General features: G+C 48.6%; 21 protein-coding genes. 7 read left to right on the top strand and 14 right to left on the bottom strand.

Annotated elements, in window-relative coordinates:
• Positions 1-8: 8 nt before the first annotated feature.
• The gene (locus BXO87_RS11430; RefSeq protein WP_003152373.1) at positions 9-332 is read right to left on the bottom strand and encodes a thioredoxin family protein; all 324 of its coding nucleotides are present in this window, start codon (positions 330-332) and stop codon (positions 9-11) included.
• A gap of 197 nt (positions 333-529) precedes the next feature.
• Here BXO87_RS11430 and BXO87_RS11425 point away from each other — a divergent pair, with 197 nt between their 5' ends.
• A complete protein-coding gene (locus tag BXO87_RS11425) occupies positions 530-976 on the top strand; it encodes a YtoQ family protein (RefSeq protein ID WP_014418659.1) in 447 nt (148 codons plus the stop codon).
• Positions 977-1,009: 33 nt separating this feature from the next.
• Here the strand turns inward: BXO87_RS11425 and BXO87_RS11420 are convergent, their stop codons facing one another.
• Positions 1,010-2,083, bottom strand: coding sequence for a M42 family metallopeptidase (locus BXO87_RS11420; RefSeq protein WP_038459531.1), 1,074 nt, complete (start codon positions 2,081-2,083; stop codon positions 1,010-1,012).
• A gap of 158 nt (positions 2,084-2,241) precedes the next feature.
• Between BXO87_RS11420 and BXO87_RS11415 the strand changes: the two genes are divergently transcribed.
• Positions 2,242-2,559, top strand: coding sequence for a PepSY domain-containing protein (locus tag BXO87_RS11415; RefSeq protein ID WP_003152366.1), 318 nt, complete (start codon positions 2,242-2,244; stop codon positions 2,557-2,559).
• Between the two features lie 55 nt (positions 2,560-2,614).
• Here the strand turns inward: BXO87_RS11415 and BXO87_RS11410 are convergent, their stop codons facing one another.
• From BXO87_RS11410 to trmB, 3 genes are all read right to left on the bottom strand, one after another.
• Positions 2,615-4,312 carry an NAD-dependent malic enzyme gene (locus BXO87_RS11410; protein WP_038459533.1) on the bottom strand — a complete coding sequence of 566 codons (1,698 nt, stop codon included), beginning with the start codon at positions 4,310-4,312 and terminating at the stop codon, positions 2,615-2,617.
• Between the two features lie 78 nt (positions 4,313-4,390).
• Positions 4,391-5,236 (bottom strand): YtnP family quorum-quenching lactonase, encoded by an 846-nt coding sequence (locus BXO87_RS11405; RefSeq protein WP_038459535.1) that lies wholly within the window; start codon positions 5,234-5,236, stop codon positions 4,391-4,393.
• A gap of 58 nt (positions 5,237-5,294) precedes the next feature.
• Entirely contained in the window at positions 5,295-5,948 is a 654-nt protein-coding gene (gene trmB / locus BXO87_RS11400; RefSeq protein WP_032873614.1) for a tRNA (guanosine(46)-N7)-methyltransferase TrmB, read from the bottom strand.
• Positions 5,949-6,133: 185 nt separating this feature from the next.
• Here trmB and BXO87_RS11395 point away from each other — a divergent pair, with 185 nt between their 5' ends.
• Positions 6,134-6,412 (top strand): YtzH-like family protein, encoded by a 279-nt coding sequence (locus BXO87_RS11395; protein ID WP_003152357.1) that lies wholly within the window; start codon positions 6,134-6,136, stop codon positions 6,410-6,412.
• Here the strand turns inward: BXO87_RS11395 and BXO87_RS11390 are convergent, their stop codons facing one another.
• From BXO87_RS11390 to thpR, 4 genes are all read right to left on the bottom strand, one after another.
• Positions 6,413-7,210 (bottom strand): phosphotransferase family protein, encoded by a 798-nt coding sequence (locus BXO87_RS11390; RefSeq protein ID WP_003152355.1) that lies wholly within the window; start codon positions 7,208-7,210, stop codon positions 6,413-6,415. It abuts the gene before it with no gap.
• A 269-nt stretch (positions 7,211-7,479) separates the two neighbouring features.
• Positions 7,480-8,409, bottom strand: a complete 930-nt coding sequence (locus BXO87_RS11385) for a YegS/Rv2252/BmrU family lipid kinase (protein ID WP_076851346.1) — start codon at positions 8,407-8,409, stop codon at positions 7,480-7,482.
• A gap of 52 nt (positions 8,410-8,461) precedes the next feature.
• Positions 8,462-9,394 (bottom strand): hypothetical protein, encoded by a 933-nt coding sequence (locus BXO87_RS11380; RefSeq protein WP_076851345.1) that lies wholly within the window; start codon positions 9,392-9,394, stop codon positions 8,462-8,464.
• Positions 9,395-9,420: 26 nt separating this feature from the next.
• Complete coding sequence (gene thpR / locus BXO87_RS11375; RefSeq protein ID WP_071391478.1) at positions 9,421-9,972, bottom strand: RNA 2',3'-cyclic phosphodiesterase; 552 nt, start codon at positions 9,970-9,972, stop codon at positions 9,421-9,423.
• 89 nt (positions 9,973-10,061) lie between these two features.
• Here thpR and cysK point away from each other — a divergent pair, with 89 nt between their 5' ends.
• A complete protein-coding gene (gene cysK / locus BXO87_RS11370; RefSeq protein ID WP_139337729.1) occupies positions 10,062-11,033 on the top strand; it encodes a cysteine synthase A in 972 nt (323 codons plus the stop codon).
• 35 nt (positions 11,034-11,068) lie between these two features.
• On the opposite strand, the gene pepV is transcribed toward cysK, so the two are convergent.
• The gene (gene pepV, locus BXO87_RS11365) at positions 11,069-12,460 is read right to left on the bottom strand and encodes a dipeptidase PepV (RefSeq protein ID WP_039063470.1); all 1,392 of its coding nucleotides are present in this window, start codon (positions 12,458-12,460) and stop codon (positions 11,069-11,071) included.
• Between the two features lie 95 nt (positions 12,461-12,555).
• Here pepV and BXO87_RS11360 point away from each other — a divergent pair, with 95 nt between their 5' ends.
• On the top strand, positions 12,556-13,860 hold the full coding sequence (locus BXO87_RS11360; protein ID WP_076851344.1) for an NCS2 family permease: 1,305 nt from the start codon (positions 12,556-12,558) through the stop codon (positions 13,858-13,860).
• Positions 13,861-13,892: 32 nt separating this feature from the next.
• On the opposite strand, the gene BXO87_RS11355 is transcribed toward BXO87_RS11360, so the two are convergent.
• Both BXO87_RS11355 and BXO87_RS11350 read right to left on the bottom strand, forming a co-directional pair.
• Complete coding sequence (locus BXO87_RS11355) at positions 13,893-15,053, bottom strand: ABC transporter permease (RefSeq protein ID WP_076851343.1); 1,161 nt, start codon at positions 15,051-15,053, stop codon at positions 13,893-13,895.
• The gene (locus tag BXO87_RS11350; protein ID WP_076851342.1) at positions 15,050-15,754 is read right to left on the bottom strand and encodes an ABC transporter ATP-binding protein; all 705 of its coding nucleotides are present in this window, start codon (positions 15,752-15,754) and stop codon (positions 15,050-15,052) included. Before BXO87_RS11350 ends, BXO87_RS11355 begins: the two co-directional genes overlap by 4 nt.
• A 279-nt stretch (positions 15,755-16,033) precedes the next feature.
• Here BXO87_RS11350 and BXO87_RS11345 point away from each other — a divergent pair, with 279 nt between their 5' ends.
• Positions 16,034-16,255: a DeoR family transcriptional regulator gene (locus BXO87_RS11345; protein ID WP_003152337.1), complete on the top strand. Its 222-nt coding sequence runs from the start codon at positions 16,034-16,036 to the stop codon at positions 16,253-16,255.
• 127 nt (positions 16,256-16,382) lie between these two features.
• Here the strand turns inward: BXO87_RS11345 and BXO87_RS11340 are convergent, their stop codons facing one another.
• Positions 16,383-17,102 carry a pseudouridine synthase gene (locus BXO87_RS11340; RefSeq protein ID WP_007613195.1) on the bottom strand — a complete coding sequence of 240 codons (720 nt, stop codon included), beginning with the start codon at positions 17,100-17,102 and terminating at the stop codon, positions 16,383-16,385.
• A 56-nt stretch (positions 17,103-17,158) separates the two neighbouring features.
• Positions 17,159-18,796, bottom strand: a complete 1,638-nt coding sequence (locus tag BXO87_RS11335; RefSeq protein ID WP_071391475.1) for a putative polysaccharide biosynthesis protein — start codon at positions 18,794-18,796, stop codon at positions 17,159-17,161.
• A gap of 207 nt (positions 18,797-19,003) precedes the next feature.
• Here BXO87_RS11335 and BXO87_RS11330 point away from each other — a divergent pair, with 207 nt between their 5' ends.
• Complete coding sequence (locus BXO87_RS11330; RefSeq protein ID WP_076851341.1) at positions 19,004-20,269, top strand: BaiN/RdsA family NAD(P)/FAD-dependent oxidoreductase; 1,266 nt, start codon at positions 19,004-19,006, stop codon at positions 20,267-20,269.
• Positions 20,270-20,395 lie beyond the last annotated feature (126 nt).

The following is a 20,395-nucleotide window of genomic DNA, read 5'->3' as shown; positions in this document are numbered from 1 at the left end:
GGCCTCCTTTATGCTTTAGCAAGGGAATCGGTTAAAAATTGCTCAATTTCTTCTTTTGTTTTACGGTCTTTGCTGACGAAGCGGTTCACTTCTTTTCCTCCGTTAAACACAACAAAGCTCGGAATGCCGTAAATCTCCCATTCCGCGCATGTATCAATAAATTGATCGCGGTCTACGTAGTAATAAGTGAATTCAGGAAAGTCCGCTTCCAGCTCAGGGAGAAACGGCTCCACAAAGCGGCAGTCCGGGCACCAATCCGCTGAAAACATAAATACCGCCCAATCGTCTTGTACCGCTTTTTGCAATTCTTCCGTGCTTTCAATCTTTTTCATTGTCATTCCTCCATCTGGATTATGAGTTTTTTATATGCTGATGTTTGTCCAATTGGATCATACCAGACTGTGTACGGCAAGACCAACTATATGCAATATCATTATCATATTTCATTTGCATTATCAAGCAAGTTTCGTTTACCATTTTGCTTGTAGCCGTACGAAAATCTGAATATGTACATAAGGAGGGGCAAAAGATGCAGTTTGTCGTGTATTTAGCGGGTGAAATCCACAGTGATTGGCGGGATGAGATCAAACAAAAAGCAACGGCGCTGGACCTGCCGATTACGTTTGTCGGCCCGATGGAAAACCATGAACGCTCAGACAATATCGGAGAAGAGATTATGGGCGTGCAGCCCGATTCTGTTTTAAAAGACGCCAGAGCTTCTGATATCAACAATTTCCGTACAGAGGTGCTGATGGAAAAAGCCGATTTTGTGATCGCCCTGTTTGGCGAGAAATATAAGCAGTGGAATACCGCGATGGATGCTTCTTATGCCATCGCAAAAGGAAAGCCGCTCATTCTCATCCGTCCGAAAGAACTTCATCATCCGCTGAAAGAGCTTTCCGGAAAAGCGAATATCACGGTCGAAACCGTCAATCAAGCGATGAAAGCACTCTCTTATTTATTTGAAACAGAATAAGCAGGCCGCCTTTATGCGGGCCTGCTTATTTTTTTACACATTTTCTCTGATCGTTTCGACCGTCTGTTTGTCACTCGCCATGACCAGCTTAATGAGCATTTCTTTCGCCGCGGCATAATCATCGACATGGATGATAGCGGCATTTGTATGAATGTATCTTGAACAAATGCCGATGACGGCAGACGGAACCCCGCTGTTTGATATGTGGACCCGCCCGGCATCCGTTCCCCCGCCTGAAGCGAAATATTGATAAGGGATATTGTGCGTTTCCGCCATATCAAGGACGAACTCTCTCATCCCGCGGTGCATGACCGTCGTTCTGTCGAGAATGCGGAGCAGCACCCCCTCGCCGAGACGGCCGAACAGCTCCTTATCGCCGCTCATATCATTTGCCGGGCTGGCATCAAGCGCGAAGAAGAGATCAGGCTGAATCATATTGGCCGCTGTCTGCGCCCCTCTAAGGCCGACTTCCTCCTGAACGGTGGCCCCGGCGTACAGATTGTTCGGCAACTCTTTTCCGTGCAGCTCTTTTAATAGTTCAATGCTTAACCCGCAGCCGTAGCGATTATCCCACGCTTTGGACAATATTTTCTTCTCGTTGGCCATCGGGGTGAACGGGCAGACCGGCACGACCTGCTGTCCCGGTCTGATTCCCATTTTGACCGCGTCCTCTCTGTCATCGGCACCGATATCAATCATCATATTTTTGATCTCCATCGGCTTTGCGCGCTGGGCATCTGTTAAAATGTGGGGCGGGATGCTTGAGATGACGCCGATAATCGGTCCGTTATCCGTCTGCACCTCGACGCGCTGGGCAAGCAGCACCTGGCTCCACCAGCCGCCGAGCGTCTGAAATCTCAGCATGCCGTTATCCGTAATCTGCGTTACCATAAACCCGACTTCGTCCATATGGCCGGCTACCATAACGGTCGGCGCATCTTCAGCGCCGCGCCTTACTCCGAAAACACTTCCGAGTCTGTCCTGCACGATGTCATCCGCATATTTCGCAAGCTCCCGTTTCATAAAGGAGCGGACCTGATGTTCATTTCCCGGTGCGCCGGGAAGCTGCGTCAGCGTCCGGAAAAGCGTTTTCGTTTCCTCATTCATATTTTCCCCTCATTTCTATGTAATGCTTTTATTTTATTAGAAAAACAACCGTTTTCCAAGCGCTCAGATTGAATGGGCTGGAAAACCGCCGCTTTACTTAACACCGTCTGGCATCTTCTGTATAATAAAAACTACGACATAATTGGAGGTGCTTCATATTGAAATTACGTCATTTTCTCTTAGGTGCAGGAGTCGGATTATGCGCTGCCATCGCAGTTAAAAAGTATGCGATGAAACCTTATATCTCTTCAGAAAAAGCGCTCCGTATCGTGAAAGCGGCTTTTAAACAGCGCGGGCCGATAGACGGATCATGGATTTACACAGAGCCCGAGCCCTACCAGGTAAACGGAGAAACCATCCAGGTATACAAAACCGGCGTGACACGTTCGGCATTCGGCGAACTGGAGCAATATGAAGTTATGGTCAATGCAAAAACAGGCCAGATTGTCGATGTCATTGATTCTGTCGCCTCATAATCCGGACAAGCAAAAAATAAAGCCCAAAACCATCAGCGTTTTGGGCTTTATTCGGTTACATCGGCCGAATTCGTTTATATACGGGGTGCCACATCGCGTCCTGCACCGCTTGGATCAGATCCTCGGGTTCCGTTTCCGCTACACCGTCCTGAATGGCCGCTTTCGCTACGGCTACCGCCACAGTTGCCGATACCGTCCTGAGATCCTCCACTTTCGGAAGCATCGGCGCCCCCGGCTTGCCGACGTCCACCATACCGGCGATGGCATTCGCGCAGGCAACGAACATATTGTCCGTAATGATCCTTGCTTTTGTCACAATCGTGCCGAGTCCGAGTCCCGGGAATACGAGCGCGTTGTTCGCCTGTCCGATATGGTAGGTAACGCCGTTATACGCGACAGGCGGGAATGGACTTCCCGTAGTGACAAGCGCGCGGCCTTCCGTCCATTTAATTAAATCTTCAGGTTTTGCTTCTGATAATGTGGTCGGGTTTGACATCGGCAAAATAGCGGGCCGTTTGACATGTGAGGCCATTTCTTTGACGATTTCTTCCGTAAATGCGCCTGATACAGTGGATGTGCCGATCAGAATCGTCGGCTTGGCCTGACGCACCGTCTCCGCCAGATCAATTGATCCGCCTTCACCGCTGCGGCCGTACTCTTTCACTTCATCAGCTGGGCGCGCGTACGGAACCTGAAAATCACGCAAGTCCTTCATATCATCCGTTAACAATCCGTTTCTGTCGATACACCAAAAATGGCTGTAGGATTCATCTTCGCTTAATCCGTCATGCACCATGGCTTCGCGCAGCTGCTCAGCAATTCCGATACCGGCCGTTCCCGCACCGAAGACGACGACTTTATGCTCTTTTAAAGGCACTTTTGATGCTTTCGCACACGCTAAAACAGCTGCAAGCGATACTGCGCCCGTTCCTTGAATGTCATCATTAAACGTACAGACTTTATCTTTATACCGTTTCAATATGCCGCGGGCGTTAGCCGTACCGAAATCTTCCCAATGAAGCAGCGCATTCGGGAATGTTTCCCGGGCAAGCGAGACATACTCATCAATAAAGCGGTCATATTTCTCGCCGCGCACTCTTGAATGCTGGTTTCCGACATACAGCGGGTCATTTAAGAGGCTTTCCTGATTTGTCCCCGCGTCCAACACGACCGCAAGCACTCGTGACGGATCAATTCCGGCCGCCGCCGTATACACCGCAAGTTTTCCGACAGAAATGGCGATGCCGCCGACGCCCCAGTCACCGATTCCCAGAATGCCCTCGGCATCTGTGGCAACGATTAAGTCAATGTTTTCATTTTTTCCGAACTGCTGAAATGCGGCGCGCATTCCTTCAGGGTCATCTATTGACAAATACAGACCGCGGGGTTTTCTGTACTCATGGCTGTAACGCTGGATCGCGGTGCCGACGGTCGGCGTATATACGATCGGCAGCATTTCGCCTAAATGATCATTTAACAGCCTGTAAAATAACGTTTCATTCCGGTCATGGAGAGCGGTCAAGTAGACATTTTTGCTCAGCTCATCAGGCTGCGAACTGAATTGTTCGTAGGCCCGCCTCGCCTGCTCTTCGATTGTCAATACTTTCGGCGGCAGAAACCCCTCGAGTCCGAGTTCCTCTCTTTCCTCCTGTGTAAAGGCCACCCCTTTATTTAAAAAAGGCGTAGAAAGCACTTCTAATCCGCGCAGAGTTGTTTTGATTTCTCCATCTTTCGTCACTTGAAATTGATTCACCTGTCTCTTCCTTTCAAAGCAATTTGTCTTAGGTTTGCTTTTATTCCCGAAATTCATACAGGTAAATCATCGATCCGCCTATTTTTTCTCCCGTCTGACAGATGCAGCCACTTCGCCGTCTTCTCCCCATTTTACCGCTCTGTAAATCGCGTCGTGATAGAAAATCAGCCAGGCGTCTTTTTCTGCCGCAAACGTCTGCCATTTCTGCTTTTGCGGAATAGAGGTCATCGGATAATCATCATAGGCCAGCACCCATAACGGATTTTTATGGGCGTTCGTCGGCATCAGGTCGGCAAAATGCACAGCCGTTTCCCCTTCGTCTTCTAAGACGATGACGCTGTGGCCGTCGCTGTGGCCGCCGGTGTGGTGCATCGTAATGCCTTCTGTCAGCTGATACTCGTTCTCAAAGGTTTCGACCTGATCTTGTACCGCCTCCCAATTTTCTCTCCAGTATGTATTTTTCGATCTGATATTAGGGTTTCTCATTTCGCGCCACTCTGTCGCAGAAGTGATAATGCGGGCATTCGGGAAAACAGAGACAAGCTCCTCTCCGCTGTATTCCGTCAGGCCGCATGCATGGTCAAAATGAAGATGGGTCATCGCGGCAATATGAATGTCCTCACAGGAAAGCCCGAGTTCACGAAGAGATTGTTTCAGATTGGATTCCTGTGTTACGCCGTAATTCCTTTTTTGTTTATCAGAGAATTTCCCTCTGCCGATACCCGCGTCAATCAATATATTCAGGCCGTTTTTTCTGATCAGAATCGGGTCTGTTCTTAATTCAATCTGGTTTTTGTCATTTACGGGGTATTTTCTCGACCATAAAGGCTTCGGGACAACGCCGAACATCGCTCCTCCATCCATATGCGTTACACCGCCGTCCAGCCATGTTAATGAAATATTCCCAATATTCAATGTCTCCATCTTGATCCCTCCTGATGTAATGGTAGCAAATGGCGGCATAAAAAAACAGACTCCCGCATCAGAGTCTGTCTTTTGTTCTCCATTCAACTTCGGCCCGGTAAATCGGCTGGCCGAGCGCGGAGAATTTTTCTTCGTATTCTGTCATAATATTGCCCTTCGGATCGCTGTTGTGCAGATCAAGGCTGACTTCCGTCAGAAGCAGGCCGTATTCGGAAAAGCTTTTCAGAGAGTATTCGAATAAACCGCGGTTATCGGTTTTAAAATGAATCTCACCTGTTTCGCCCATCACTTCTTCGTATTTTTTCAAGAACGTTTTAAATGTTAAACGGCGCTTTTCGTGACGGTTTTTCGGCCACGGGTCAGAAAAGTTTAAATATACGCGCTTGATTTCTCCCCGTTCAAATACGTCATTCAGTGTTTCCGCGTCTATATTTAACAAACGGACATTGTGAGCCTCGCTGTCCTTTACTTTTTGAACGGCAGTGACGATGACGCTTTTAAACAGCTCAATTCCGATATAGTTGATATCCGGATTCTGCTTGGCCATTCCTGAAATGAACTGCCCTTTTCCCGTACCGACTTCAATGTGGATCGGGTTGTCATTGCCAAAGACCGTGTTCCACCGCCCTTTATACTGAGCCGGATCACTGATGGCGATGTCAGCGTTTTCTGCCAGAAAATCATTCGCCCAAGGTTTATGGCGCATTCTCATATGATTGACACCTCTATCTATAATTTCGAGTAACAACATACCATGAAACATAAAGAGCCGCAAGCGCCTTTTAAAGGCGCCGGCTGCATAAAAAAAGAGGCTCCCCGGTCCGGAACACTCATGTGATGCATAAAACCGCACCGCTTTGCACAATGTATGACACAGAAAGGATGTGTATATGAATCATGGGCTTAACAAGCGAACATCAGGTCCGGTTATTAAAGGACATATTGGCCGACCATCAATTGGATTGCTGCGGCACGGTTGCCGAGTATGAACAGCTGGAGCGCGTCATCAAATCACTGATGGCCAACACCGGGCTTGATTCAAATATAAAAAACGTGCTCGAGGATGTCTACCGCTACAGCCAGTCCGGCATCACGGCCGATTCCATCGACACGCATATTCAGGAGCACCAAAACCATTTGTCCCAATGGGTGGAGCAGATGGATTCGTACTCCTGACTACTTGACAATCCGCTTCATCAGGGCATGAAGCTCTTCCATGGCATCATGATACGCTTTGTCGTTTCCTTTTGATTTATGCCAGGCGATGAAGGTGATGGTCTCTGATAACATGTACCACGCCATCCGCAGCCGAAGCCCTTCCGTAAGCTTCATGCCGTACATCCCAAGCCAGCTGTCCCACGCTGGCTCTTCGACGTAATGATACAATAAAGGGCCGAGATCCATGGCCGGATCGGCTATCATGGCGCCGTCCCAATCTATTAAATACAGCTGGTTGTCTTCAGACAGAAGCCAGTTATTATGATTCACATCACAATGGCAAACGACTTTTTCACCGAATTGCACCTGATCCACATGAGCTTCCAAATAAGCAAGGCCTTCCTGAATAAGCGGCGAAAATTGCCGCACGGCAAAGACGGCCTGCTTCAGCTGCGACAAAAGGGCGCCCGGATCAAGCGGTTCTTTTCCCAATCTTTTCAGCATGTCGAGCAAAGCTTTTGATGTGTGGATTTTGCGGAGCAGCTCAGCCACCGGGCGTCCGCTCATATCCTTTGCCTTCAGCTCCCTGCCCGCCATCCAATGCTGAGCCGTAATGACGTCTCCGTTTTCCATCCGTTTCGTCCAAACCAGCTTCGGAACAATGCCTTCGGCGGATAACACGGCTAAAAAGGGCGAGCTATTACGTTTTAAAAAAAGCTGTTGGCCGTTATGTTTCGCATAATATGCATCTCCTGTAGCTCCTCCGGCGGGGAAGATCTCCCAATCGCTACCTAGTAATTGTCCCAACCAGTTCATATCAATGTTCAACCCATCATTTCTTAAAATATTTTAGAATAGGCCTCCAGCCTTTCTCTATTGGCGGAGCGTCCTGTCATAAACAATTTCATGAGAATAAAAAAGACAGCTATTGAGAGTCTCATATGCTAATCAATAGCCGTCCTATAAATTTTAGCGCTACAGCACAAACTTCGTCAAGCAAAACTAGCAAGAACACCTGTGAATTCTGAAGATTTATGCCGGAACCGCTCTTTGCCGTGAAACATTTGACGGGTTTCATTTGTTTATTATGTTTTTATTTTCAACGGCGTACCGCCCGGCATAAGCCGAAACGGCGTCGTTCCGATCAGCTCGCCGTCAGCGTGAAACGGAATTTTCCCATCTGTTTCAAAAACGAATTCCTTCCCCTTTATCATCGTCACTCCGTCCATTTTGATATGCCGGCCGAAGCTCATCGCCCATAAAAAACGATACAGCGAGAAAAAGGACAGGTTTTCTGCGATGACAATATCAAAATGGTTTTGACGGGGATTTGCTGAAGGCGCCGCTTTCATGCCGCCTCCGTAATAAGGGTGATTAGCCGCAATGACAAACCAGACATTGCGGAATTCACGCCTCTGGCCGTCTGCCGTGCAAACAAACCTGAACGGCTGAAACCCCGAGGCCGTATGTAAATGCGCGAGCGGGTAAATCACAAAGCCGAGACGCAAAAACCGAAGAACGCGCGATAACGGAAAATTCGCGGCTGCCTTCAAAACTGAGGCATCGAAGCCGACAGACAGGTGGTTAATAAAATAAAGTGATTGCGCTTTGTCATGAAAAAAGTTGATGTTTCCCGCAAAAAATTTCCGTGTGAGCGGGCGGTGCAGACTTTTGATTTCTTGGAGAAGCGCCGACTTCTTAATACCGAGCCCTTTGGAAAAGTCATTGTACGAACCGGCAGGCACAAAGGTCAGCTCAATCTGATCCGTTCCTTTCAGTCCGTTAATGACTTCATGCATCGTCCCGTCACCGCCGATCACGAACAGCCGCTTAAGCTTATGATCCTGCATCATTGAAATCTGCCTCGCCAGCACCTCCGCATGTCCGGGATGCCCGGTCAAAAAAGAGCGGTGGCTGACCCCGCGCCTGGTCAGCTCTTTTTGAACTGATTTCCAGACACGCCGGCCCCGCCCGCCTCCCGAGACCGGATTAATAATAAAAAAACATTGACTCATCGTTTGTTTTCACCTGCTTCATAGATGAAGAGACAGCCGGCAAACGTCCGTTTTAATCAAGCCATTCCTGTCTCCGGCTTGAATCGCTTAAGCCGTAAGACAAAAGAGCCTTCGCCGCCTTCAGCTGGTGGTGCTTGATCGGCGCCGTATTTTTCTGCTGCTTTTCCAGCCACTCCGCGGCAGTCCGTTTGTCAGCTATTTCCAGCCCGTACGGCGGCTCCGGGTAATCAATATAAGACGTTCTGCTGAGCAAAAGCTTCCGCACGGGAATGTCGGCCTGCTTTTCTTTTACGATTTGCGAAACGACCGAGCCCGTCCGGTGCAGGCTGAGAGACGGATTCAATACTTGACGCGTGCTGCCGGAGCCCCTTTCTTCCCAAAAACGGTGTTTTGATCCGATATATACGCTGTCCTCTTCCGCTTCCATAAAAGCAGCGCAGAAAATCTCCAGCGGCGAGATGATGATCATGCTCAGTTCAACGGACGCCTGCTGAATTTGCAGAACCGGATGATACATCACAAAATAGGAATCGGGCAGCTTTTGAGCCAGCATTTTTAACATCCCGTCCCTTTTGACCGCCTGCGAAAGCTCAGACTTTTGAGAAAGCGTGGAGCTCGCCCATTTTAATTGAAAGTCATACAGCTGATCTTTGAAAAAAGGCGCGAGCTCAGACTTTCGAGACGGGAGATTCCCGAACAGCGCCTCTTCTCCCTCCGGCTCATCAAACCATTGGTGCCTCTTTTCATTTATATCGGCCGTATTTTCTTCTTTTCTCTTTTTTAAGGAAAATTTTTTCCTGGCCGGCGCTTGATCGGTTTCCCCGCCGGCAGCCGTTTCCGTTTCCGTTTCTTCCGTTATCCGGTCAAACGCTTCAAGAAGCGCCTCCCAGCGTTCTTTCTTCAGCCGGATAAACTGGTTCATATAATGGTATGGATCAAGTTCATATCTGGATATGCAGTCGTGAATTTTGATGATCTGTGCCATGTGATTTCTCCACTCCGAATATTTGTTTATGTCAATTGAAACTGTGCGATTTCTTCGTATTTAGGCGATCGGTCAAGATGGGTCTGAAACAGGGAAAACCGGCTGACGGCACTTTGCACCCTGCCGCTTTCAAACGGCATATCGTCAGGAAACGGCCGGTCTCCCGCCCACTTCCGCGCCATCGTCATATGAGGGTGATACGGCCGTTTTTCCACTTGAAAACCGGCTTTCAAAACAGCCTGTTTTGTTTTTTCCCGCAAATCAAAGAGCAGTTCATTCCGTTCGGGCTCAAGGTGAAGCACTCTCGGCTGTCTGCGGTCGCCGAAAATATCCAGATGCTGAAACTGTACGGTAAACGGCTGCGCTGCCGACGCAGCATCTGCGAGCAGAGACGATAATTTCGCAAGCCGTTCTTCATCCGCGGCTCCGAGAAAAATGAGTGTAATATGATAGTCATGCGGGTGCACCCATTTTTTGAATGATAACGCCGGCTCCTTTTTGGCTGCTTCCCAAATCGGTTCAGCAATGTCAGCCGGAATCGGAATGCCGATAAAATAATGCGGCAATGAAGCTTTCATACGAGGATCTCCCCCTCTTTGGTTATGGTGTTATTATAAAACGGATAAGCGGAGAGGAGAACCCTGTCCGCTCATTATGATAGGATATTATGTACCGAACGTTTTATACGGAAAGGAATGAGCCGGCCTTGAAAATCGTAAACAGCACGGCGGAGCTGATCGGCGGCACACCGATCGTAAAGCTCAATCGCCTTCAGCCAGAACATGCAGCACAGGTCTATTTAAAATTAGAATCGTTTAACCCGAGCGGCAGTGTCAAAGACAGAGCGGCTTACAATATGATCATTGAAGCGGAAAACAGCGGGCATTTAAAACCCGGCTCTGTCATCATCGAACCGACAAGCGGCAACACAGGCATCGGCCTGGCGATGAACGCGGCGGCGCGCGGCTACAAGGCAATTCTCGTCATGCCTGACACGATGACGAAAGAACGCATCAACCTCCTGAAAGCGTACGGCGCGGAGGTTGTGTTAACATCGGGGGCGGAAAGAATGCCCGGCAGCATCAAAAAAGCGAAAGAACTCGCCGAACAGATTCCGGGAAGTTTTATCCCGATGCAATTCGATAACGGCGCAAATCCAGATGCCCACCGAAAAACGACCGCCATTGAAATCTATCAGGCCGTTCAGCAGCTCAACAGACCGCTCGGTGCTTTTGTGGCAACGGCGGGAACGGGCGGAACCATTACCGGAACCGGAGAAACGCTGAAGGAGCTTTTCCCGGATATGATTGTTCATGTCGCCGAGCCTGCGGGATCTCCCGTCCTGTCTGGCGGAAAACCCGGCGCTCATAAGCTTGTCGGGACAAGCCCCGGATTTATTCCCGGCATACTGAATCAGGACGTTTACGATGAAATCATGAAAATATCTGATGAAGAGGCGTATACGACAACACGGCGTCTGGCCCGGGAAGAAGGTATACTCGTCGGCCCGTCTTCAGGCGCCGCCTGCTTCGCCGCCATTGAAACCGCAAAACGCCTCCCTCCCGAACAGATCGTCATCTGTATGACGGCCGATACGGGAGAACGTTATTTATCAACGGATTTATGGTCATTTGAATGATAAAAAGGGATGCCGCTTTCGGCGTCCCTTTTTTATCACTTGGCAAGCTCATAAATGGCTTCGGCGTATAAAGCGGTTGACCGGAGAAGGTCATCGATTTCAATGTACTCATCCTTTTGATGCGCGCTGTCAGGCCGGCCGGGGAACAGCGGCCCGAACGCGACGCCCGCCGAAAGGGATCTCGCATACGTTCCTCCGCCGATTGAAATCAGATCCGCTTTCTTTCCCGTCTGTCCTTCGTAAACCTTTTGAAGCGTCTTTACGAGCGGATGATCGGCAGAAACGTGGTGCGGTTTGCTGTCTTTAAATTCTTCAAGCCGGAATTCTTCAGCAGACGTAAAAGCATCACGGATGACTTTGCTGTCTGAAGTGACGGGATAACGGATGTTGATGCCGAGTTCTCCTTCCTCACCCTTTCTGTATGTAAAGGTGCCGACATTCAATGTAAGCTCTCCGCTGATGTCATCCCTGCAATCAATTTTCAGTTTTTTGCCTCGTGTATCATTTAAAAAATAGTCACTGACGGTTTTGACAAAGTGCTTTCCGGCTTCATCCAGCTCTGTTCCGTTAAGGCATTCAGCAAGCTTTAAGCCGGCATTGACACCATTATCCGGTTCCATCGCGTGGCATGATTTTCCGTATACCCGAAGCGTCAGTTTTCCATTTTCCGAAACTGCTTCACCCTGTGTTTTTGACTGCTCAAGCCATTTGCTGAAATATGCGTGCACGGCATCAAGACCGTCCCCTTCAATAACCGCTTCAGCCGCATCCGGCACCATGTTCAAGCGCAGTCCTGAACGGAATGACAGAAGCCCATTTTTTGCGTCTTTGTCAGAAGCGCTTTTTACAATGCGCAGTGATGCATCTATAATTCCTTTTTCCGCGTTAATGATCGGAAAATCCGCGTCAGGAGCAAAGCCGATGTCAGGCATTTTTTCGTGTTTGAAGTAGTGATCCACGCATCTCCAATCACTTTCTTCATCCGTTCCGATGATGATTCTCACGCGTTTGGATAAAGGGAGCTGCATGTCTTTGACGATTTTCAGCGCATAAAACGCCGCCATTGTCGGTCCTTTATCATCTATGGCGCCTCTGGCATATATCCGGCCGTCCCTGATATCGGCTGAAAACGGATCGCTCGTCCAGCCGTCTCCGGGCGGAACGACATCGACGTGGCACAAAACGCCGACGATTTCGTCACCCGTTCCCCATTCAATATGGCCCGCATAGCCATCAAGATTCTTTACGGTGAAGCCTTCTTTTTCACCGAATTCCAGCAGTGACGTCAGGCTGGCATTGACGCCTTCTCCAAACGGCCGGCCGGGACCGGCTGTTGATTCGTCCATTACGCTGTTGATCTGCAAAAACTTCTGCGTGTCACGGATCAGATCTTCTTTGTTTCTGATGACTTCAACTTCCCAGTTCATCACAAATCCCCTTTCTTGATAAAGACTTGCAAAATGTCGATAAAACGAATAATATAGATGATGTTTTGAAAAAATGTTCGTCATTGGAGGTACTTATGTTTCATCTCGACAAGCATCAAACGACAATAAAAAGAGAAATTACCGCGGGATTGACCACCTTTTTCACAATGGTGTATATCATTGTCGTCAATCCGGTGATCCTTTCCAATGCGGGAATTCCGTTTGACCAGGTGTTCACCGCGACGATTATCGCTTCCATTGTCGGAACTTTATGGATGGCTCTCGCTGCGAATTTTCCGATCGCCATTGCCCCCGGCATGGGCTTAAACGCGTATCTTGCCTTTCACGTTGTCGGCACAGGCAGCGGCATTACGTATCAGACGGCTTTCAGCGCCGTTTTTATCGCGGGAGTCATCTTTATTATTTTATCGTTAACGCCTTTAAGAAAACAACTTATAGAAGCGATTCCGGACAATTTAAAATACGGAATTACGACCGGCATCGGCTTATTTATCGCTTTTATCGGCTTACGCCAATCCGGAATCATCACGGCTGATAAATCTAATCTGGTCGCACTCGGCGATCTTCATTCGCCCGCCGTCATTTTAACGCTTATCGGGCTTATCATCAGTATTGTACTGATGGTGCTGAATGTTAACGGGGCTCTGTTCATCGGCATGGCGCTGACCGCCGTCATTGCCTTTTTGACGGGGCAGATTCATTTCGCGAAAGGATTCATGTCCTTCCCGCACCTGCCGGAGGGGCTTTTGATCACAAATCCGTTCGGAGCCCTCGGGGATGTCGTGCATCACGGTCTGTACGCCGTTGTGTTTTCTTTTCTTCTCGTTACGATTTTTGACACGACCGGCACCATGATCGGTGTCGCCGAACAAGCGGGACTGATCAAAAACAATCAGCTGCCGAATGCCAGAAGAGCGCTTTTGGCTGATTCGACCGCTACGACGGTGGGAAGCATCTTCGGCACCAGCCCGACGACCGCGTTCGTTGAATCTTCAGCAGGTGTGGCGGCCGGCGGAAGAACGGGTCTGACAGCGCTGACGATTGCCGTTATGTTTGCCGTTTCCATGTTTTTCAGCCCGCTTGTCAGCGTCTTATCGGAAGTGTCCGCGATTACGTCACCGGCTCTGATTATTGTCGGCAGCCTGATGATGGGTGCTGTGTCGAATATCCGCTGGAATGAGCTTGACGAAGCGTTCCCGGCCTTTCTCGTCATTTTGGCGATGCCTTTAACGTCCAGTATTTCAACCGGAATCGCTCTCGGCTTCATTTCATATCCGCTTGTTAAAGCAGCTAAGAAAAAATGGCGCGAAATCCATCCTCTAGTCCTCCTCTTCGCCGTGCTGTTTTTTATTCAGCTTTTTATTTTGAACGGACATTAAGAAAAATCCCTTTCCTTTTCGGAAAGGGATTTTTACATATAAAGAACGGAAAGAATCGCGGCAATGAGACACCAGGCGGAACAGATAATTTGAATGACGGTTAATGCGCTGTTTCGCGCCCGGAAATAGTCATCGCTGTCTCTCTTGATACCGCTTAAAACCGGTTTATCCGTGATCCGGTCAAATAAAAGTGACGCGGCATAGCGGCTGACGATCGCAAATAAAATAAGGACTGCCGGCTTCACTAAGAGCGGAAGAACGAGAATAAGAGCCGTAAAAGCCGCGGTTAAAAGGTAAAGCTGCCGGAGATACCCGCCGTTTCGGATCAGCACTTTAAAGAACAATTCTTTCCACGCCGTATACGCCGACCGTTTTGTAAAGATGTGCTTTGAGCCGGGATATAAAAACGGCTTGTTCCGCCCTTTATTTTTACCATTCGGGAGCTGCACATCATGGCTGAGCATCAAAACAGAGGCCGCAAATGAAAGCTTCCGCCTGTTCTCCTCAAGCACTTCTTCCTCAAAGGCTGATAATGTCTCCGTCCCTTTCCAAATCAAAAAAGCGGAACAGATGAACAATATACATCCCGCCGGCCAAAGCCAATACCATTCGGCGGCATAGACGATCATAAAAAACGCACCCGCCATCAGAACCATCACTTTCAGCCAGCCCGCCGCCTGATTCCCGAATGTCCGCCTGCTGTTTTTCCTGTGCCGGTGCACCGCTAATATCGCGGTATGGAAGCCGAACAGACAGCAAAACATACCTGAATATGCCGGTAAGGTACAGTCACCGTACTGGCGCCATAAGGGAAATAATAATACGGCAAGCGCACCCCATTTGATAAGGGAAAGGAACATCGAATACAAAAGCGCGTACCGTTTCAGCTTTTGCATCAGATGTTTTGCATGCACCAAAAACACGTGATCCGCTTCCAGCAAAAAGGTATGAATAAAACCCGTGCACAACAGCAGGGCACTGAATACATACAGCCAGCCCCATCCTAATACTCCTGCCGCTCCACTAAGAAGCCCCCTGCCGTTCAGCCATTCAGCATATTGATAAACGGTAAATGCGGCAGCGGGAAGAACGATATACAGCGCGACCGTCCAATCAATGACCGTCTGAAACACCTTCCATTGATACCGCCAATAATGAAACAGCCTTTGAAAAAACAGAGCCCGCCCGGTCATCGCTGACTGCTCCGAACCGCTGAATAAAAGCAATCCAGCAGTGAACGGCTCCCCGTTTTTTCCTGAAGCTCCTCTAATGTGCCTTGAAGAAGCAGATCGCCCTGATCCAGCAAATAAAATCGGTCGCAGATTTTTTCCGCCGTATCCAGAACATGCGTGCACATCAAAATCCCCGCGCCCCTTTCTTTCTCAGCAATCAGCATGTCGGTAAACAGCTTTGTTGAGATCGGATCAAGTCCGATAAAAGGCTCATCAATGATGTAAATATCCGGCTTCGCCAAAAATGCCTGTATGAGCATCAGCTTTTGCTGCATCCCTTTTGAAAAACCGGAAGGCAAATCATGTTTTACAGACGTCAGCGAAAACTCTTCAAGCAGCCGCCCTGCCCGCTCACGGCACTCTTCCCCTTCTATACCCCGCAATGACCCGGTCAGCTCGAGGTGCTCCCAAAGCGTCAGTTCATCGTAAAAACTCGGACGCTCCGGTATGTAAGCATAAGAAGAATCATTCCACTCAATACCGCCTTCTATATCCCGGGACAGCCCGAGAACCGCCTTTATCACTGTACTTTTCCCCGCGCCGTTCGCTCCGATTAAACCGGAAATTTCACCAGCGTTGACTGACAGAGATACATCAGAAATCACCTTCGGCCTGTCAGCATAACCGGCGCAGACAATGTTTGCATTCAATAATTCTCCCAAACTTCTCACTCCCCCGTTTTCATACGGACATGTATAAAAAAAGTTTCAGTTTCCATAATAATAAAAGCGGGCCGGACATAGTAATGCACCAAGGCTGTACCCATTTGAAAAAATTACCTGCGCTTATTCCTAGATTCATGTCGTCCATATCGTGTATAATGGAGGCAGTTAAAAGAGAAAAAACAGAATGTCATCCTTTGTTGCTTATTCGTACGAAGTTTTAGAGTCGAAAGTTGTGGTATATCAAGTCCATCCGATCTTATGATAGGGAGTGGTTTTTTGAAACCTTCAACAAATCGTATGCTGACTCGGATTAAATCAGTTTACATGTTCATCCAGGAAAAAGGCCTTGTGACAACACAGGAACTGGTTGATGAATTCGGCATTACACCTAGAACCATTCAGCGAGACTTAAATGTGTTAGCATACAATGATCTTGTTCATAGTCCTAGCCGAGGCAAGTGGGAGACAACACGAAAAAAAGTGAAAATTACATCTTAAGCGAACAATTACATAAGGCCCTTTTCGGCCTGACATGCTGCAAGGCAAAGCAGCGTCTTTGCCTTGTTTTTTGTTCCTCTATATAAAAAGCCCAAAACAAATCTGTTTTGGGCTTTTCTGATATCGATTACACTTCTGCGCCTCTCAGCGTTTCGAGCTCCTCTTCAGTCAGCTCGCGGAATTCTCCCGGTTTAAGATCCGGGTCAAGAGAAACAGCGCCCATCGAAAGCCGCTTCAAATAAGCCACTTCATTTCCGACAGCCTTTGCCATCAGCTTCACCTGATGATATTTGCCTTCTGTAATGGTCAAGTGTATCACCGTTTCATCCGGGCTTTCTGTAATAATTTCAACGGCTGCCGGCTTCGTCTTATAGCCTCCTTCAATGACGACGCCTCTTTCCAGATGAACGATGTCTTCCGGTGACAGAGGTGAAATTAACCGGACCTCATATGTTTTAGGCACATGCTTTTTCGGAGAAAGGAGGCGATGAGCGAGCTGCCCGTCATTGGTCAGAAGCAAAAAGCCTTCCGTATCCTTATCAAGACGTCCCGCCGGAAACGGTTCAAATCGCTGTTCTTCAGGCGTCAGCAGATCAACCACCGTTTGCTGGCGGCTGTCTTCTGTAGCGGACAGCACTCCTTGCGGCTTATTCATCATGACATAAATAAATTCACGATAGTCTGCCGGCTCTCCGTATACCGTGATGTCCTGTTTTTCCGGGTCGACATGGGTTTTCACATCTTTCGCCGGCTCTCCGTCAATCATGACAGCCCCGGCCTTGACGATTTTTTTCACATCTTTTCTTGAGCCGAATCCGCTGTTGGCAAGCAGCTTATCAAGTCTCATCCTGATCCTCTCCTTTAAAAAGAAAAGCCCGCGATAAGCGGACTATTCATTATTTCTCAATGGGCGGAATGCCTGCCTCTCCTCAAAACGCGGGGCAGACGGTTTCCAAACATTTTCTGTAAAAATCCGATTCGGTACGCGGCAAACATGTACACCGCACCGCCGACAGCGGCGCAGACAAAGACGACAATCGCCGCATGCATCTGGCCGCTTTGGTATGTTACAAAGAAGCTGAGCAGCCATTGAGTCAGCTTGACCGCGACTCCCATCACAACGGACAGGACTGCGATTAAAATGACCCGTTTTATAAGTACCGTATACGAATAGCCCGCATGGCGCTTAATCATGATAAAACCGTACAGAAGAGAAGCGATATAACCGAGCGCCGTTGCCAAGATGGCCCCGTCTCCCTGAAACAGCTTGATCAGCGGCACGTTCAGCACCACTTTGATAATGACGCCGATGAAAAGGCTCACGACAGCAAATTTCTGCTTATTAATCCCTTGCAGGATCGCGGCGTTTACGGTAAACAGAGAAAACAGAATCGCGACAGGCGCGTACCAGAACAATATATCCTGTCCGATATCCGGGCGAAGACTTTCAGAGCCGTAGAAGAATGTATAGGCCGGACCCGATAACACGGACATCCCGACAACAGCGGGAATAACCAAAAACAGAATGATTTGCATCGTCTGGTTAATCTGCTGGTTCAAAAGCTTATAATTCCTGCTCGTAAACGATTCAGTAATCGTCGGAATCAGCGTCAGACCGAAAGCGGTCGCCAGAGAAACCGGGATCATCACAAGCTTCGGCACATAAAGGGTGACAATCGCAAGCATGTCCTGGCTGATATCCTTATGGCCCGCCGCAATCATCGCTTTATTAAACGTATTCGTATCGATATACGAATACAAAGGAATCGCCAGTCCGACAAATACGTAAGGAGCGGCATAACTGAAAAGCTCAATGAACATTTTTTTATAACTTAAGTTCGCAGACGGGACGAGATTCGGCTTCATCGCCAGAAGATCGCCCTTCCGCTTATTCCAGTAAATATAAAGGACGACAAGCCCTCCGAATGATCCGATCAGCGCCGCGAAAGTCGCGTATCCGACTGCGATGACAAGGCCGCCGTTGATCACTCTTAAAATCAAATACGTTGCGCCCAATAAAAAGATGATCCGGGCAAGCTGCTCCACAACCTGTGAAACGGCTGTCGGCCCCATCATCTGATGACCTTGGAAAAAACCGCGCACAAGACTCATAATCGGCACGACCAAAAGTGCCAGACTGACCATCCGGATCACATAAACGACGTGGTCAATCGTAAGTCCGTTGTTACTCGTGCCGCCGAGAGATGTTTCCGCAAAAAACGGCGCCGAAATATAAAGAATTGAAAAAGCGATCATCCCGGTTACGAGCATAACCGACATTCCCGCTCTCAGCATCCGCCTGCTCGTCTCATAGTCTCCTTTGGAGTTATATTTCGAGACAAATTTTGAAACCGCGGCGGGAAATCCCATCGTGGCAATGTTTAAAAACAGTGTATATTGATTATATCCGTATTGAAACAAAGCTCCGCCCGTCGCTCCGACCATCGCTCCGAACGGGATCAGATAAATCATCCCTAAAATCCGCGATATATAGGTGCCGAGCGTCAGCACGAACGTGCCCCTTAACAATTTGCTTGACATGTTTCCTCATCACCATTTTCTACGAAGATTCAACTTTTCTATTTTAACACAACTGGGCAATTAGACGGTAATAATTACAGCGGGAAACTTTTTGGGAAAGCTCTTAAAAAAACAAAATACGTTTAAGGAATCCCTTTCTTTCGCTATAATAGCAGAAAGCGGACATTTCCGCCTATTATATGTGAAAAAGAAAGTTGTTGATGAAATATGAAACATTATGACGTCATTGTGATCGGCGGCGGTCCCTCCGGTTTAATGGCTGCGATTGCCGCAGGCGAAGAAGGGGCGGACGTATTATTAATCGATAAAGGAAACAAGCTGGGACGGAAGCTGGCGATTTCCGGCGGCGGACGCTGCAACGTGACCAACCGCCTCCCCGTTGAAGAAATCATCAAACACATCCCCGGCAACGGCCGCTTTTTATACAGCGCGTTTTCCGAATTTAATAATGAAGATATCATCGACTTTTTTGAAAAACTCGGCATTCAGCTGAAAGAAGAAGACCACGGGCGCATGTTCCCGGTGACGGACAAAGCGCAAAGCGTTGTCGATGCGCTTTTGAACCGATTAAAACAGCTGAATGTCACCATCCGCACAAATGAAAAAATCAAAGAGGTGCGGTACGAGAACGGCAGGACAGCGGGCATTACGACAAACAATGACGAACACATTAACGCAGACGCCGTCATTATCGCGGTCGGCGGAAAATCAGTCCCGCATACCGGCAGCACCGGAGACGGCTATGCATGGGCGGAAGCGGCCGGTCATACCGTGACCGAACTCTTTCCGACGGAAGTGCCGGTTACGTCGTCAGAACCGTTTATTAAACAAAAAACACTTCAGGGGCTGTCCCTTAGAAACACGGCCGTCAGCGTCCTGAATAAAAAAGGCAAACCTATCGTCACACACGTGATGGACATGCTGTTTACCCATTTCGGCTTGTCAGGCCCCGCCATTCTCCGTTGCAGCCAGTTTGTCGTCAAAGAACTGAAAAAGCAGCCCGAAGTCAAACTCCGCATCGATCTGTTTCCCGGCATCAACGAGGAAGAGTTATTTCAAAAGATGCACAAGGAACTGAAAGACGCACCGAAAAAAGCGCTCAAAAACGCGCTGAAGCCGTGGATGCAGGAACGGTATCTGCTTTTTCTTCTGGAACGGAACGGTCTTGATCCGCAGACAAGCTTTACGGAACTGCCGAAGGATCAATTCAGGGCTTTTGTCAAAGACTGCAAACAATTTACGGTTGCCGCTGACGGAACGCTTTCTTTGGACAAAGCGTTTGTCACAGGCGGAGGTGTTTCCGTAAAAGAGATTGAGCCGAAACAAATGGCGTCTAAAAAAATGGAAGGCTTATATTTTTGCGGAGAAATACTCGACATTCACGGTTATACCGGGGGCTACAATATCACTTCAGCCTTTGTCACGGGGCGTCTCGCCGGTTTGAATGCAGGACGTTTCTCACGCTCGCTGTAAATGGTTTAAAGCGCATTTACCTGAGCGTCCGTTGATAATTGACCAAAAACATGATACAGTTTTCTGCGTTTTGTTTCACCTGATTGAGGGAACAGGAAGAAAGGAATGATCTGCAATCGTGCGACC

This window comes from Bacillus sp. GZB (assembly GCF_001975995.1).
Classification (GTDB): Bacteria; Bacillota; Bacilli; order Bacillales; family Bacillaceae; genus Bacillus; species Bacillus velezensis.
This window is presented reverse-complemented; position numbering and strand designations above follow the sequence as displayed.